Source organism: Burkholderia sp. IDO3, from assembly GCF_003366075.1.
GTDB classification, from domain to species: Bacteria; Pseudomonadota; Gammaproteobacteria; order Burkholderiales; family Burkholderiaceae; genus Burkholderia; species Burkholderia anthina.
In genome coordinates, this window is sequence record NZ_CP028963.1 from 1571396 (window position 1) to 1586268 (window position 14873).

Annotated in this window: 13 protein-coding genes; 9 read left to right on the top strand and 4 right to left on the bottom strand. The window is 67.9% G+C overall.

What is annotated here, in order from left to right:
• Positions 1-60: 60 nt before the first annotated feature.
• Genes iolB through iolC form a run of 4 tightly spaced genes read right to left on the bottom strand, consistent with a single transcriptional unit; the run spans position 61 to position 5801 of the window.
• Positions 61-879: a 5-deoxy-glucuronate isomerase gene (iolB, locus tag DCN14_RS21935; protein ID WP_096506886.1), complete on the bottom strand. Its 819-nt coding sequence runs from the start codon at positions 877-879 to the stop codon at positions 61-63.
• A gap of 43 nt (positions 880-922) precedes the next feature.
• The gene (gene iolE, locus DCN14_RS21940) at positions 923-1852 is read right to left on the bottom strand and encodes a myo-inosose-2 dehydratase (RefSeq protein WP_096506885.1); all 930 of its coding nucleotides are present in this window, start codon (positions 1850-1852) and stop codon (positions 923-925) included.
• A 60-nt stretch (positions 1853-1912) separates the two neighbouring features.
• On the bottom strand, positions 1913-3796 hold the full coding sequence (gene iolD, locus DCN14_RS21945) for a 3D-(3,5/4)-trihydroxycyclohexane-1,2-dione acylhydrolase (decyclizing) (RefSeq protein WP_096506884.1): 1884 nt from the start codon (positions 3794-3796) through the stop codon (positions 1913-1915).
• A gap of 46 nt (positions 3797-3842) precedes the next feature.
• Positions 3843-5801, bottom strand: a complete 1959-nt coding sequence (gene iolC / locus DCN14_RS21950) for a 5-dehydro-2-deoxygluconokinase (RefSeq protein WP_096506883.1) — start codon at positions 5799-5801, stop codon at positions 3843-3845.
• A gap of 308 nt (positions 5802-6109) precedes the next feature.
• Between iolC and DCN14_RS21955 the strand changes: the two genes are divergently transcribed.
• The 9 genes from DCN14_RS21955 to DCN14_RS21995 all read left to right on the top strand — a co-directional run bounded on the left by DCN14_RS21955 (position 6110) and on the right by DCN14_RS21995 (position 14626).
• The gene (locus tag DCN14_RS21955; RefSeq protein WP_096506882.1) at positions 6110-7036 is read left to right on the top strand and encodes a sugar ABC transporter substrate-binding protein; all 927 of its coding nucleotides are present in this window, start codon (positions 6110-6112) and stop codon (positions 7034-7036) included.
• Positions 7037-7103: 67 nt separating this feature from the next.
• Positions 7104-8669 (top strand): sugar ABC transporter ATP-binding protein, encoded by a 1566-nt coding sequence (locus DCN14_RS21960; protein WP_096506881.1) that lies wholly within the window; start codon positions 7104-7106, stop codon positions 8667-8669.
• Between the two features lie 27 nt (positions 8670-8696).
• On the top strand, positions 8697-9722 hold the full coding sequence (locus tag DCN14_RS21965) for an ABC transporter permease (protein WP_096506880.1): 1026 nt from the start codon (positions 8697-8699) through the stop codon (positions 9720-9722).
• A 103-nt stretch (positions 9723-9825) separates the two neighbouring features.
• Positions 9826-10839, top strand: coding sequence for a Gfo/Idh/MocA family oxidoreductase (locus DCN14_RS21970; RefSeq protein ID WP_096506879.1), 1014 nt, complete (start codon positions 9826-9828; stop codon positions 10837-10839).
• A 59-nt stretch (positions 10840-10898) separates the two neighbouring features.
• Positions 10899-11261 (top strand): hypothetical protein, encoded by a 363-nt coding sequence (locus DCN14_RS21975; RefSeq protein WP_096506926.1) that lies wholly within the window; start codon positions 10899-10901, stop codon positions 11259-11261.
• A 33-nt stretch (positions 11262-11294) separates the two neighbouring features.
• Positions 11295-12467 (top strand): Gfo/Idh/MocA family oxidoreductase, encoded by a 1173-nt coding sequence (locus DCN14_RS21980; protein ID WP_096506878.1) that lies wholly within the window; start codon positions 11295-11297, stop codon positions 12465-12467.
• A gap of 269 nt (positions 12468-12736) precedes the next feature.
• Positions 12737-13621: a MurR/RpiR family transcriptional regulator gene (locus tag DCN14_RS21985; protein WP_096506877.1), complete on the top strand. Its 885-nt coding sequence runs from the start codon at positions 12737-12739 to the stop codon at positions 13619-13621.
• A gap of 112 nt (positions 13622-13733) precedes the next feature.
• Positions 13734-13961: a sulfurtransferase TusA family protein gene (locus DCN14_RS21990; protein WP_006753156.1), complete on the top strand. Its 228-nt coding sequence runs from the start codon at positions 13734-13736 to the stop codon at positions 13959-13961.
• Between the two features lie 227 nt (positions 13962-14188).
• Positions 14189-14626, top strand: coding sequence for a peptidase (locus tag DCN14_RS21995; protein WP_096506876.1), 438 nt, complete (start codon positions 14189-14191; stop codon positions 14624-14626).
• Positions 14627-14873 lie beyond the last annotated feature (247 nt).

Sequence of the window (14873 nt, forward strand, 5' to 3'; positions counted from 1 at the left end):
TGCGTCGCGCGCCGGCCGTCGATCGTTCAGCGTTTCAGCACAACTCGGCATGCCGATGCTTCAGCGCCCGGGTGCCGCATCGAGCATCCATTCATGCGCGGGATCGTTCCTGAACGCCCATGCGCGGCTCGGCCCGGCCATCACGTTCAGGTAGTACAGGTTGTAGCCGTGCGGCGCGACCACCGGGTGATAGCCGCGCGGCACCATCACGACGTCGCGGTTCTCGACCGCGCACGCTTCGTCGAGGCTGCGATCGTCCGTGTACACGCGCTGGAACGCGAAGCCCTGCGGCGGATCGATCCGGTGGTAATAGGTTTCCTCGAGCGACGTTTCGTCGGGCGCCGCGTCGCGATCGTGCTTGTGCGGCGGATAGCTGCTCGAATGGCTCGCGGGCGTCACCACTTCGACGACGAGCAGCCGGTCGGCCGCCGGGTTGTCGCCCATCAGGATGTCGCATACGTAGCGCGTGTTGGTGCCTTGCCCGCGCACCGCGCGGCGCATCCGCTCGCCGTCGAGGCGTTGCACGCGCTTGTCGCCGCTCACGTAAGGCGCGGTGCACAGCGCGACTTCCGCATCGCGCGTCGCAATCAGCGTGACGGTCTTGCCGCCCGGCACGTACAGCGCGTCGGGCGACACCTCTTCGAATACGCTGTCGCGCTTGCCGAGCGCATCGTGGGTCTCGCCGTCGACCTCGGCGCGCACCGTGCCGGTGAGCACGACGACGCACAGCTCGCGCGTGCCGGTATCGACCGTTTCGGTGTCGCCGGCCGCGAGGCGCAGCGCGCGAAAGCCGACATGCTTCCAGCCGGCCGATTCCGGCGTGACGTTGCAGATTTCGCGCTCAGGCGACGCTTTGACCAGCAGGGGAGAAATCGTCATGGAGTGGGGCTCCGCAATGGGGTGACAGCGGGGGGGACGGGGCTCACGCGCTCAACCGGTCGACGATCGTGCGCAGCGACTCGTAACCCTTCTTCGCATATTGATAGCTCGGCGCGACGGCCGGGTCCTGCTCGGCCTCGACGACGAGCCAGCCTTCGTAGCCGGCGTCCTTCAGCGTGCGCAGCGTCGCTTCGTAGTCGAGCGCGCCGTCGCCCGGCACCGTGAAGGTGCCGTTGATCACGCCGTTCAGGAAGCTCCAGCCGCCGTTGCGCGCCTGCGTGACGACCTGCGGACGCACGTCCTTGCAGTGCACGTGCACGACGCGCGACACGTGCTTCTTCAGCAGCGCGACCGGATCGGCCGCGCCGCCGAAATACGCGTGGCCCGTGTCGAACAGCAGGAACACCTTCGCGGGGTCGGTCAGCGCCATCAGCCGGTCGACGTCGTCAGGCGATTCGACATACGCGCCCATGTGATGATGGTAGGCGAGCTTGATGCCGTACGTATCGAGCAGATGCGCGCCGAACGCGTTCAGGCGTGCCGCGTAGCGCCGCCACGTGTCGTCGTCGACGAAGCGCGGCCGCTTCGCGACCGGCGTATCGATGCTGCCCTGGATCGTGCCCGCGCATTCGCCGTACACGACCACCTTCACGTCGTTGTACTGCAGCTTCGTCATGTGCGCGCGGCAGCGTTCGATCTCGGCGGCGAGCGCATCGTCGTCGCTCATCCCCGGCCCGACTTCCGCCAGGAATCCGGAATACCAGCCCGACACGCATACGAGCCCGAATTCCGCGAGCTTCGCCTTCAGCTCGGGGCCCGTCTTCGGAAACTTGTTGCCGAGCTCGAAGCCCGCATAGCCGATTTCGGCGCCTTCCTTCAGCGCCGTCTCGAGCGGCGTCTCGCCGCCGAGCGACGGCAGGTCGTCGTTCATCCACGACAGGGGATTGATACCGATGCGAACGTTCCAGCTCATGACGCGCTTCCTTGGGTCGAATGGTGTGGTGGCGAGGCGGGCAGGGCGGCGCGATACGGGTCAGCGCCGCTGCCGGGTCTTTTCGTCGAGATACGTCCGGTGCGCGCGTTCGACGCCGGCGCGCGCGGACACCTGCGGCACCGCGACTTCCCACCACGCGCCGCCGTCTTCGGTCGTGCGCGCGTGCGTCGTGTCGATCACGAGTACCTGGCTCGTCTTCGCCGCGCGTGCGCGCTTCATCTCGCTGCGCAGTTCGGCGACGTCGCGCACGTGCACGGCTTCGGCGCCCATCGCGCGCGCGTGCATCGCGAAGTCGATCGTCGAACGTTCGCCGCCTTCCGGCACGCAGTCGTCGAGCATGTTGTTGAAGCTCGCGCCGCCGCAATTCAGCTGCAGCCGCTCGATGCAGCCGTAGCCGCGGTTGTCGAGGATCACGACGATGATCTTGCGGCCGAGCATCACGGAGGTCGCAAGTTCGGCGTTGAGCATCATGTACGAGCCGTCGCCGACGATCACGATCACCTCGCGCTCGGGCCGCGCGAGTTTTGCGCCGAGGCCGCCCGCGACTTCGTAGCCCATGCACGAATACGCGTAGTCCATGTGATAGTTGCCCGGCACGCCGCTGCGCCACAGCTTGTGCAGTTCGGCCGGCAGCGTGCCGGCCGCGCACACGACGAGATCGTCGTGCGCGCTGTCGCGTCCTGCGTCGGCAGCCGAGTCGCGCACCGCGCCGATCACTTCCGCGTCGTACGGCAGCGTGTCCGTCGGGATGCGTGTCGTCAGGTCGGTCACGCGCGCGTTCCACGCGGCGGCCTGGTCGCGGTTCGCGGCCGTCCACGCCGGTTCCGCCTGCCAGCCGGCGAGGGCGGCCGACAGCTGGCCAAGGCCCGTGCGCGCATCGGCGATCAATTGCCGGCCGCGCTTCTTGCCCGCATCGAACGGCTGCACGTTCAGGCTCAGCAGCGTCGCGCGGCCGAACAGCGCGTGCGAGCCGGTCGTGAAGTCCTGCAGGCGCGTGCCGACCGCGAACACCACGTCGGCCTGCGCGGCCGCGCGGTTCGCGGCGGGCGAGCCCGTCACGCCGATCGACCCGAGGTTCAGCGGGTGATCCCACGCGAGGCTGCCCTTGCCGGCCTGCGATTCGGCGACCGGCACGCCGTGCGTGTCGGCGAACGCGCGCAGCGCGTCCCACGCGTGGCTGTACAGCACGCCGCCGCCGGCGACGATCAGCGGCTGCTTCGCGGTCTTCAGCACGTCGACGGCAGCGGCGAGTTCGAGCGCGTCGGCCGGCGGCCGGCGCATCCGGATCACCGGCGGCGCGAAGAAGTCCTCGGGCCAGTCGTAGGCGAAGGTCTGCACGTCCTGCGGCAGCGCGAGACACACCGGGCCGCACTGCGCGGGATCGGTCATCACCTGGATCGCGCGCGGCAGCGCGACGAGCAACTGCTCGGGCGACGTGATCCGGTCGAAGTAGCGCGTGACGGGCCGGAAGCAGTCGTTCGCGCTGACGTCGCCCTGTTCGAAATCCTCGACCTGCTGCAGCACCGGGTCGGGCAGCCGCGACACGAACACGTCGCCGGGCAGCAGCAACAGCGGCAGCCGGCCGACGTGCGCGAGCGCGGCGGAAGTCAGCATGTTGGTCGCGCCGGGGCCGATGCTCGACGTCGCGGCCATCATCCGCTGGCGGAAGTTGGCCTTCGCGAACGCGACGGCCGCGTTCGCCATCCCTTGCTCGTTGTGCGCGCGGAACGTCGGCAGCCGGTCCTGTTCGGCCTGCAGCGCTTCGCCGAGCCCGGCCACGTTGCCGTGGCCGAAGATCGCGAACACGCCGCCGCAGTACGGCAGGATCTCGGTGCGGCCGTCGGGCTGGACGACTTCGGCGCGCAGGGCGGCCAGGTAGCGCACGAGGGCCTGGCTGACGGTCAGTCTTACGGTGGTGGTCATCGTCTGTCGATCAGGAAGAGTCGGTGGGTCATCACGGGCGCGGGCATCAGGCTGCTGCGGCCGCGCGCGCGGCGGCGCGGCGGCCGAGCCACGCATCGACAAGCTGCGCGAAATTGCCGGCGACTTCGTCGATCAGCGCCTGGTCGTCGATCTGGCCGGCGAGCCATTGGAGCGACGCGTCGGCCCACAGCGTGCGCCCGACCATGAAGCCCTTGACGATCGGGTCGGTCGCCGAACGGAAGCTGTCGACGAGATACTGCAGCGGCTGGTTCAGCCCGAGGATCACCGCGCCGCGGCAGTGCGGGTCGCGCTCGGCCACCAGCGCGGCGAGCCGCGCCCAGCCGTCGGCGCTCATCGGCGCGAGCTTCCACCATTCGGGCTTTACGCCGAGGTTGTAGAAGCGCGCGACCGTGCGCAGCACCGCGTCGTCCTCGGTGCCGGCCGGCGTGACCGCGCGCGGCGGAATGATTTCCAGCAGCAACTCGTTGCCGCTCGCGCGCGTCGCTTCCCACAGCTCCATCACACGCTGCTCCTGCGCGACGCGCAGGTCGACGTCGTCGTCGGGGTGGTAGTGGACGAGGCACTTCACGACCTGCTCGGTCGGCCAGTGCGTGAGCGCCGAGCCGACCGAGCGCGTATCGTCGAAACACAGCGGCCGCGAGCCGGGCAGCTCGACCGGGCGGCCGACCCACCAGCCGCGCCCGGTCGCCGACGCGAGCGCGTCGCTGCCGTAGGCGCCGCCGTCGATCAGCACGCCGACGTGGCCTTCGATATGACGATCGCGTTCGACCTGTTCGGCCGCGCGCACGAGCAGGCGCTTGAGCGTCTTGATCCGCGCTTCGTCCGCGCCGGCCTGCACCGCGAGCGCGTAGAACTGGCTGCGATGGTCGAACGCCATCACGCACAGGTCGTCCCATTCGCGGCGCGGCACCGTCACGCGATGCAGGTGCGCGAGCGTGCGATCGGCGTCCACCTGCGGATTGCGGCTGCCGCCGAACCAGTGGGCGAGCTCGTCCGGCGTCGGCATCGCGGCCGAGCATGCGTGACGCGACACGACGATCGCGCCGCATGCATTCGCGATGCGTGTCGATTCGGCCCAGTCGCGCCCGCGCAGCAGCCCGGACAACAGGCCCGACAGGAACGCATCGCCCGCGCCGAGCACGTTCAGCACGTCGACGCGTTCGCCGTGGAAGGTCGGCGCGTCGTCGATGCGCGCCGGGATGTCGCCCTCGATCACGCAGCAGCCGAGCGCGCCGCGCTTGACCACCAGCACCGCGCTGCTCGCGCGGCGCACCGCCTGCAGCGATGCGATCAGATCGTGCGGCACGCCGCCCGCGATCAGGAACTCCTCTTCGGTGCCGACCAGCAGGTCGAATTCGCCGAGCACCTGCTGCAATTGCCGCGTGACCTGCGCATCCGGCACATAGCGGTTCTCGCCGGCGCCGCGCGCGGTCAGCCCCCACAGCACGGGCCGGTAGTCGATGTCGAGGATCCGCACGACGCCGTGGCGGCGCGCATACGCCAATGCCGTCAGCGACGCCTCGCGCGTGGCCGGCGTCGACAGATGGGTGCCGGTGATCGCGAGCGCGCGGCAGCCGGCGATGAAGTCCTCGCGGATCTCGTCGGCGCGCACGGCCATGTCCGCGCAGTTCTCGCGCACGAACAGCAGCGGGAACGTGTCGCGATCCTTCAGCCCGAGCAGCACCAGCGCGGTGAGGCGTTCCGGATCGGTCTGCAACTGGCTCGTGTCGCAGCCTTCGCGCTCGAGCGTCTCGCGCACGAAGCGGCCCATCTGCTCGTCGCCGACGCGCGAAATCATCGCGGTCTTCAACCCGAGCCGGGCGACGCCGAACGCGACGTTGCCCGACGAGCCGCCGAGATACATCTGGAAGCTGCGCGCGTCCTCCAGGCGGCTGCCGTACTGCTGCGCGTAAAGATCCACGGCGACGCGGCCGAGGCAGGCGAGATCGATGGGGCGGTCAGGCGGAAAGTTCAACGGGCTCATATCACGTATCACGCTCGCGGCCGGCACGTCGACCCTGCCGGCAGATTAGGGGACCGATCCAGTGACGGTGCTGCGTCACCTGTGCGGCGCGACGCGGGATCGCCTGCCGCAAGGAGTCGGGCTACGGAACGGAGTCTAGACTTTTTGGAAATCCAGTTCCCTAGGTGAAATCACGTAGAAATAAATTTCCAAATTCTCGAGGAAGTGATCTACAGTTTCATCCGGATGCTTCAGTCCGTATCGGACTCGGCCCGGCGGCGCGCAACGCGCCGCTTTCCGCCCCCCGGAGATGAGGAGACAGAGTGATCATGAAGACCAAGCTGATGGCCGCCGCGGCCGCCACGATCCTGGCGATGCCGCTCGCGCATGCCGAGAAGATCGGCGTGACGATGGCATCGTTCGACGACACGTTCCTGACGATCCTGCGCAACAGCATCAGCGATGCCGCGAAGAAGGACGGCGCGACCGTGCAGATCGAGGACGGCGGCAACGACGTCGGCAAGCAGTTGAGCCAGGTCCAGAACATGATCGCGCAGAAGGTCGACGCGATCATCGTGAACGCGGTCGACACCGACGCGACGCCGAAGATCACGAAGATGGTGACCGCGGCGAAGATTCCGCTCGTCTACGTGAACCGCAAGCCGGTCGATTTCGACAAGCTGCCGGCCGGCGTCGCGGTGGTCGCGTCCGACGAAAAGCAGTCGGGCACGCTGCAGGCGCGCCAGGTGTGCAAGCTGCTCGGCGGCAAGGGCGGCATCCTCGTGCTGATGGGCGAGCTGTCCAACGAGTCGGCGCGTGCGCGCACCAAGGACATCGAGGACGTGATCGCGACGAAGGACTGCTCCGGCATGACGATCGTCGACAAGCGCGAAGGCAAGTGGAGCCGCACGCAGGGCCAGGACATCACGATGAACTGGCTGAGCTCCGGGATGAAGTTCGACGCGATCGTGTCGAACAACGACGAGATGGCGATCGGCGCGATCAACGCGTTGAAGGCGGCGCGCAAGTGGACGCCGAAGACGGTCGTTGCCGGCATCGACGCGACGCCGGACGGGCTCGCGTCGATGAAGAGCGGCGACCTGAAGGTGTCCGTGTACCAGAACGCGGCCGGGCAGGGTGAGCAGGCCGTCGCGGCCGCGCTCAAGCTCGCGAAGAAGCAGCCCGTCGACCGTTACGTGAACGTGCCGTTCGAGCTCGTCACGCCCGAGAACATGAACCAGTACGCCAAGCACTGACCGGCTTTTCCGCTGAACTGCGCGGCCCGGCGCGTCCGGGTTCGCGTGTGACTTTCGAGGAACGTCCATGTTTACAGCCAGGATGGCGCGCTCGATGGCCAGCGATGACGCGCCGGCCGCGTCGTTCGCCGCGCCCGGTGCGTCCGTTTCCGATTGCCTGCTCGAGGTGCGCGGCGTCGGCAAGTCGTTTCCCGGCGTCGTCGCGCTCGACGGCGTGCAGTTCCGTGTGCGCCGCGGCACCGTTCACGCGCTGATGGGCGAGAACGGCGCGGGCAAGTCGACGCTGATGAAGATCATCGCGGGCGTCTATACGCCCGACAAGGGCGAGATCCTGATCAAGGGCGCGCCCGTCACGCTGAACGGGCCGCTCGACGCGCTCGATCGCGGCATCGCGATGATCCACCAGGAACTCAACCTGATGCCGTACATGACGGTCGCGGAGAACATCTGGATCCGCCGCGAGCCGAAGAACCGTTTCGGCCTGATCGATCACGCCGAACTGCGCCGCCGCACCGCCGCGCTGTTCGAGCGGCTGTCGATCGACATCGACCCGGAAGCCGACGTGCGCACGCTGACGGTCGCGAGCCGCCAGATGGTCGAGATCGCGAAGGCCGTGTCGTTCGACTCGGACGTGCTGATCATGGACGAGCCGACTTCCGCGCTGACCGACAAGGAGGTCACGCACCTGTTCCGGATCATTCGCCAGCTGCGCGAGCAGGGCAAGGGCATCGTCTACATCACGCACAAGATGAACGAGCTGTTCGAGATCGCCGACGAGTTCTCGGTGTTCCGCGACGGCAAGTACATCGGCACGCACGCATCGACCGACGTCACGCGCGACGACATCATCCGGATGATGGTCGGCCGCGAGATCACGCAGATGTTCCCGAAGGAGGCGGTGCCGATCGGCGAGGTCGTGCTGGCGGTGAAGAGCCTCGGCGTCGACGGCGTGTTCCGCGACGTGAGCTTCGAGCTGCGCGCGGGCGAGATCCTCGGCGTCGCGGGCCTCGTCGGCTCGGGGCGCTCGAACGTCGCCGAGGCGCTGTTCGGTGTCGTGCCGGCCACGTCCGGCGAGATCCTGATCGACGGCAAGCCGGTGCGGATCGCCACGCCCGCGCAGGCGATGAAGCACGGGATGGCGTTCCTGACCGAAGACCGCAAGGACACCGGCTGCTTCCTGAATCTCGACCTGCTCGCGAACATGGAAGCGGCGGTGCTCAGCAACCGCTACGTGAAGTTCAACTTCGTGCAGCAGGCGCAGCTCAGGCGCGACTGCGAGGCAATGAGCCGGATGCTGCGCGTGAAGACGCCGGGGCTGCACGAGGAAATCCAGAACCTGTCGGGCGGCAACCAGCAGAAGGTGCTGATCGGCCGCTGGCTGTTGACGCAGCCGCGCATCCTGATCCTCGACGAACCGACGCGCGGCATCGACGTCGGCGCGAAAGCCGAGATTCACCGGCTCGTCAGCGCGCTCGCCGGCAAGGGTGTCGCAGTCCTGATGATCTCGTCGGAGATGCCGGAGGTGCTCGGCATGAGCGACCGCGTGATGGTGATGCACGAAGGCCGCATGACCGGGATCGTCGAGCGCAAGGACGCCGACCAGGTCCGCATCATGGATCTCGCGTCGCGTTGAGCCGAAACAAGCATGGAGACAACTGAAATGGGCAATCTGAATCCGGTCGCGGACGCGCAGTCCATGACGATCAAGACGCGGCACGCCAAATGGCCGCCCGAACTGAGCATCTTTCTCGTGCTGGTGGGCATCAGCCTGTTCTTCGAGGTGATCGGCTGGGTCGTGGTCGGCCAGAGCTTCCTGTTCAACGCGGAGCGGCTCGAAATCATCGTGCTGCAGATGGCCGTGATCGGCATCATCGCGGTCGGCGTGAACCTCGTGATCATCACGAGCGGGATCGACCTGTCGTCGGGGTCGGTCGTCGCGGCCGCCGCCGTCGTGTCGGCCAGCCTCGCGCAGGTGTCTGATTTTCCGCGCGCGGTGTTTCCGCACCTGACCGACCTGCCGATCATCTGGCCGGTGCTGGCCGGCGTGTGCGTCGGGCTGCTGGTGGGCCTGCTGAACGGGTCGCTGATCGCGCTGACTGGCATCCCGCCGTTCATCGCGACGCTCGGCACGATGGTCGCCGCGCGCGGCTTCGCGAAGTGGTTCACCAACGGGATGCCGGTGTCGATGCTGACCGACCAGTTCGCGGCGATCGGCGCGGGCGCGAACCCGGTGATCATCTTCCTGGTGGTGGCGGCGATCTTCCACGTCGTGCTGCGCTACACGCGCTTCGGCAAGTACACGTATGCGATCGGCGCGAACCGCCATGCGGCCGTCGTGTCGGGCATCAACGTCACGCGTCATCTGGTGTTCGTCTACGCGATCGCCGGCCTCCTGAGCGGGATCGCGGGCACCGTGACGGCCGCGCGCGCGATCTCCGGCCAGTCGGGCATGGGCGTGATGTACGAGCTCGATGCGATCGCGGCGGTCGTGATCGGCGGCACGTCGCTGTCGGGCGGCCTCGGGCGCGTGACGGGCACCGTGATCGGCGTGCTGATCCTCGGCGTGATGACGTCGGGCTTCACCTTCATCCGGATCGACGCGTACTACCAGGAGATGGTCAAGGGCGCGATCATCGTCGCGGCCGTGATCGCCGACCAGTACCGCAACAAGAAGACGCGTCGCTGAGCGCCGGCTGCCGGTTTCGCGATCGGCGGCGGTGCACGGACGCATGACTGACGAGCGCGGCACGGGCCGCGCCGCTGATGAACGAAAGACTGGAGATATCCGGATGACCTTGCAAATCGGCGTGATCGGCTGCGGCGCGATCGGCCAGGACCATATTCGCAGGCTGACGCGCACGCTGTCCGGCGCGCGCGTGGTGGCCGTCACCGACATCGACGCACAGCAGGCGCGCGATGCGGTGACGAAATACGGGCTCGACGCGGAAATCCATGGCGACGGCCATGAAGTGGTCGCGGCGGCCGGCGTGCAGGCCGTGCTCGTCACGTCGTGGGGGCCGACCCACGAAGCGTTCGTGCTCGATGCGATCGCGCACGGCAAGCCGGTGTTCTGCGAGAAACCGCTCGCGGTGACGGCCGACGGCTGCATGCGGATCGTCGAGGCCGAGCGCGCGCACGGCAAGCGGCTGGTGCAGGTCGGCTTCATGCGTCCGTACGACGAAGGCTATCGCGCGCTCAAGCGCGTGATCGACAGCGGCGAGATCGGCGCGCCGCTGATGCTGCATTGCGCGCACCGCAACCAGTCGGTCGGCGAGCGCTACACCACCGACATGGCGATCACTGATACGCTGATCCACGAACTCGACGTGCTGCGCTGGCTGCTCGGCGAGGACTATGCGAGCGCGCAGGTCGTCTACCCGAAGAAGACGCGCCACGCGAGCGCGCATCTCGCCGATCCGCAGATCGTGCTGCTCGAAACCGCGAGCGGCGTGCGCATCGACGTGGAGATCTTCGTCAACTGCCAGTACGGCTACGACATCCAGTGCGAGGTGGTCGGCGAGAACGGCATCGCCAAGCTGCCCGATCCACCGGCCGTCGGCCTCAAGCATGCGGCGCGGCGATCGGTCGAGATCATGACCGACTGGAAGGAGCGCTTCATCGCATCGTACGACATCGAGCTGCAGGCGTTCATCGACGGCGTGCGGCAGGGCGCGCTCACCGGTCCGTCCGCGTGGGACGGCTACGCGGCGGCGGTCGCGGCCGACGCCTGCGTGCGCGCCCAGCAGAGCGGGGCGGTCGAGCCGGTCGCGATGGCCGAACGTCCCGCGTTCTATCGCGGCTGAATCGTGGCCGCGTCGCCATGCCCGCGGCCGCGTGCCACCTTCCCGCCGGACTGACCGACATGACGATGAAGATTGGCTGCACGCCCTGCTGCTGGGGCGTCGACGACGTGAACAACCCGCACCTGCCGCCGTGGCGGCACGTGCTCGCCGAAGCCGCGCAGGCCGGCTACTCGGGCATCGAGCTCGGGTCGTACGGCTATATCCCGCTCGCGCGCGGCGTGATGTGCCCGATCGGCACCGGCGCGCTCGACTACCCGTCGATCCGCCGCGCGCGCGACGATATCGGCTATGCCGGCTACATCACGATCGAACAGGCGCGCGATCCGCGCAACGCCGGCACGAGCCTGCGCGACGTGGCGGCGAGCCGCGCGTTTCTCGCGTCGGCCGGCTTTTCCCGAGCGACGGACAGTACGGATACCTGAACACATGAAGACGAACCGGGAACACGAACAATCATGATCGACGGACAGATTCTGCTGGGACATTCGATTCCCTGGGGCATGGTCGGCGGTGGCCTCGGCAGCCAGATCGGCTACAGCCACCGGTCGGCCGCGCTGCGCGACGGCAGCTTCCGGCTGGTCGCCGGCGCGTTCGACATCGATGCCGAACGCGGCCGCCAGTTCGGCGTGAAGCTCGGCGTCGACGCCGCGCGCTGCTATGCCGACTACCGGACGATGTTCGAGGCCGAGGCGAGCCGCGCGGACGGCATCCGCGCGGTATCGATCGCGACGCCGAACAACACGCACTTCGAGATCTGCCGCGCCGCGCTGAACGCCGGGCTGCACGTGGTCTGCGAGAAGCCGCTGTGCTTCACGACCGAGGAGGCCGAAACGCTGCAGCGTCTGTCGGTCGAGAAGAACCGGATCGTCGGCGTCGCGTACGGCTATTCCGGCCACCAGATGATCGAGCAGGCGCGCGAGATGATCGCGCGCGGCGATCTCGGCGAGATCCGCATCGTGCAGATGCAGTTCGCGCACGGCTTTCACAGCGAAGGCGTCGAGGCCGCGAGCGCGGCCGCGCGCTGGCGCGTCGATCCGAAATTCGCGGGGCCGAGCTATGTGCTCGGCGACATCGGCACGCATCCGCTGTACATCTCGGAAGTGATGGTGCCGGCGCTGAAGATCCGCCGGCTGATGTGTTCGCGGCAGAGCTTCGTGAAAAGCCGCGCGCCGCTCGAGGACAACGCGTTCACGATCATGGAATACGACACCGGCGCGATCGGCTACGTCTGGTCGAGCGCGGTGAACGCGGGCTCGATGCACGGGCAGAAGGTGCGCGTGATCGGCTCGAAGGCGAGCGTCGAATGGTGGGACGAGCATCCGAACCAGTTGCGCTACGAGATCCAGGGGCAGCCCGCGCAGGTGCTCGATCGCGGGATGGGGTATCTGCATCCGGATGCGTTGCGCGAGGATCGCATCGGCGCCGGGCATCCGGAAGGGCTGTTCGAAGCGTGGTCGAACCTCTATGCACGCTTCGCGCTCGCGATGGATGCGGCCGATCGCGGCGACGCCGATGCGCTGAAGCACATCCGCTATCCGGACGTCCATGCGGGCGTCGAGGGCGTGCGCTGGGTCGAGCACTGCGTGCGCTCGGCCGACGCGGGCGGCGTGTGGGTCGACTATCGTTGAGCACCGCAGGCCGGCGCGTCGCAGCGCGTCGGGCGCCGGCCTCGGTACACGCCCTAATCTTTACGGCGTTGCAAGGCCGTTGGAAAATTGTTTCCGGCATTGCAGTGGAGCGTCGGCAGGTGATGATCGAGCGCGTGGGAGCGAGCGTGCGGCACGGGCCGTGCCGTAAACGTGATTAAATTCGCCCTTCATGCATGTTTCCAGGTGAGTCCCGGGCCGCGTCGGTCAGTATCGCGCGCGCACCGGGGCCGTCAACTTCGCGCTATCCGATGAGTTCATCCGAGAAACCTCCCGCCACCGTCGAGCAATTCCTGCAGCATCTGACGCAGGAGTACGACGGTCTCAGCAATCGCCTGAAGGTGATTGCGCGTCACGTGGAAACGCATCGGGACCAGCTGGGGCTGGAAGGCATCCAGTCGCTCGCGGAGGCGTGCGGCGTCCAGCCGTCGGCCGTCGTGCGGTTTGCGAAGCATTTCGGCTTCTCCGGCTTCTCCGAAATGCAGCGGCTGTTCCGCGAAGGGCTCGCGCAGCAGATCGCACCGGGCCGCGCGTACAACCTGCGGCTGCGCGACGTGATCGAATCGGGCTCGTCGAGCCTGCAGCCCGAGCAGATCGCCGACGAATTCATCAAGGGCAGCATTGCCGGGATGCAGCAGTTGCGGCAGACGCTCGACCCGCAGGCGCTCGCGCAGGCCGTCGACCTGCTCGCCGACACGCAGGCGATCTGGATCGCAGGCTCGCGCCGCGCCTTTCCGATCGCCGTCTATCTCGACTACGCGCTGCAGCACACCGACAAGCGCATCGGGCTGTTCAGCGCGCTCGGCAGCATGCATCTCGGGCAGATCCGCTCGGTGCGCGAGGGCGACGTGATGATCGTGATCTCGTTCATGCCGTATGCGGAAGAGACCGTGCAGGTCGCGCAGCAGGCCGTGCAGCGCGGCGCGCGCCTGATCGCGATCACGGACAGCCGGATGAGCCCGCTCGCGCGCGAGGCCGAGGTGACGCTGATGGTGCAGGAGAGCGCGACGTTCGGATTCCGTGCGCTGACCGCGACGATGGGCCTCGCGCAGAGCCTGTTCGTCGCGCTCGCGTACCGGCTCGAGCTGTCGTACCTGCCGACGGCCGACGGCGCGCACGGCACGAAGACCGGCTGACGCCGGTCTTTCGTTTGCCTTCCGCCCGCGCGGGCAGGCGTGCCCGCGCTGCGGTAAAATCGCCGCTTCCTCCCGCGCCTCGTGTGGCGCGTCATTCGAAGGTCGACAGCCGATGCAGATTCACAAGGAAGTGGACGCGCGCGGGCTCAATTGCCCGTTGCCGATCCTGCGCGCCAAGAAAGCGCTCGCCGATATGGAGAGCGGGCAGATCCTCAAGGTGCTCGCGACCGATCCCGGCTCGCAGCGCGATTTCGCCGCGTTCGCGAAGCAGACGGGCAACGAGATCGTCGAAGTGACGACCCAGGACAAGACCTTCGTATTCCTGATGCGCCGCCGCTGACGGCTCGCATCACGCGCCCCGTGCGGCACCCGGCCGGCCGCGATGCCCGGCCGTACCCCGGAAGCCCCGGCCGCCTCTGACAATTCTTAAACCTCGTTGCGCAACCTGCTGCGTATACTGACCCGGCCGGTCGTCCGCACTCGACGGATGCGCCGGCCACGGTACGTCATACGGGGCGGGCTCGGGGGCCATGCCTGACGCTGCCGTCGTACAAACGGGGAGAGGACATGTCCTTCAGACCAGGGACCATTCGAAGTCCGTCCGCGGCGGAATGCATTGCGCCCGCACGCGCGGCGGGGTTGAGCCGGATCGAGCTCGACCCGCAACGGGATCGCCACGCGCGTGCCGCGCTGGAGGCGTATGCCGATTCGGCGGCAGCCGAGATGCCGTGGCTGGCCGAATCGCTCGACGAGCGGTTGCGCGACGCCGCGCAGCATGACGGCTCGGGCTTCACGTATTGCAATGCGACGGTCGAGCGGGTGTTCGATCTCGCGCAGGCATGGGCGGCCAGCCAGCCCGACTATGCGGCGACGGCGTGGGAGCGCGTGCGTACCCAGTTGGCGCGCATGCTGACGCAGCCGGCACCGCGCCAGCCGGCGTTGCGGCGGCGCGCGGCGGCCGGCGATCTGGCCGAGCCGGTGGCCGGCATGGCCGGTGCGGACTAGGCGAGCGACCGCGCAACGGAAGGATTATTCGAAGGAAGTGCCGTAGTGCGCGCAATTTCTTGGCGGATTTCATACTACTATGATGAAATCGCCGGTTCGTCCATGCCCCGTTTTTGAGATATTTTGCCGGGGGTGCCGTATCGCGCCCGTTGCGCGGCGGCAAACGACGGCTCCCGGCCGATGTCGGAGGCCGCGCGCGTGCCGCGCGGCGAGTGGAGTGCACGGGGCTGTTACAGGACGAATCGAT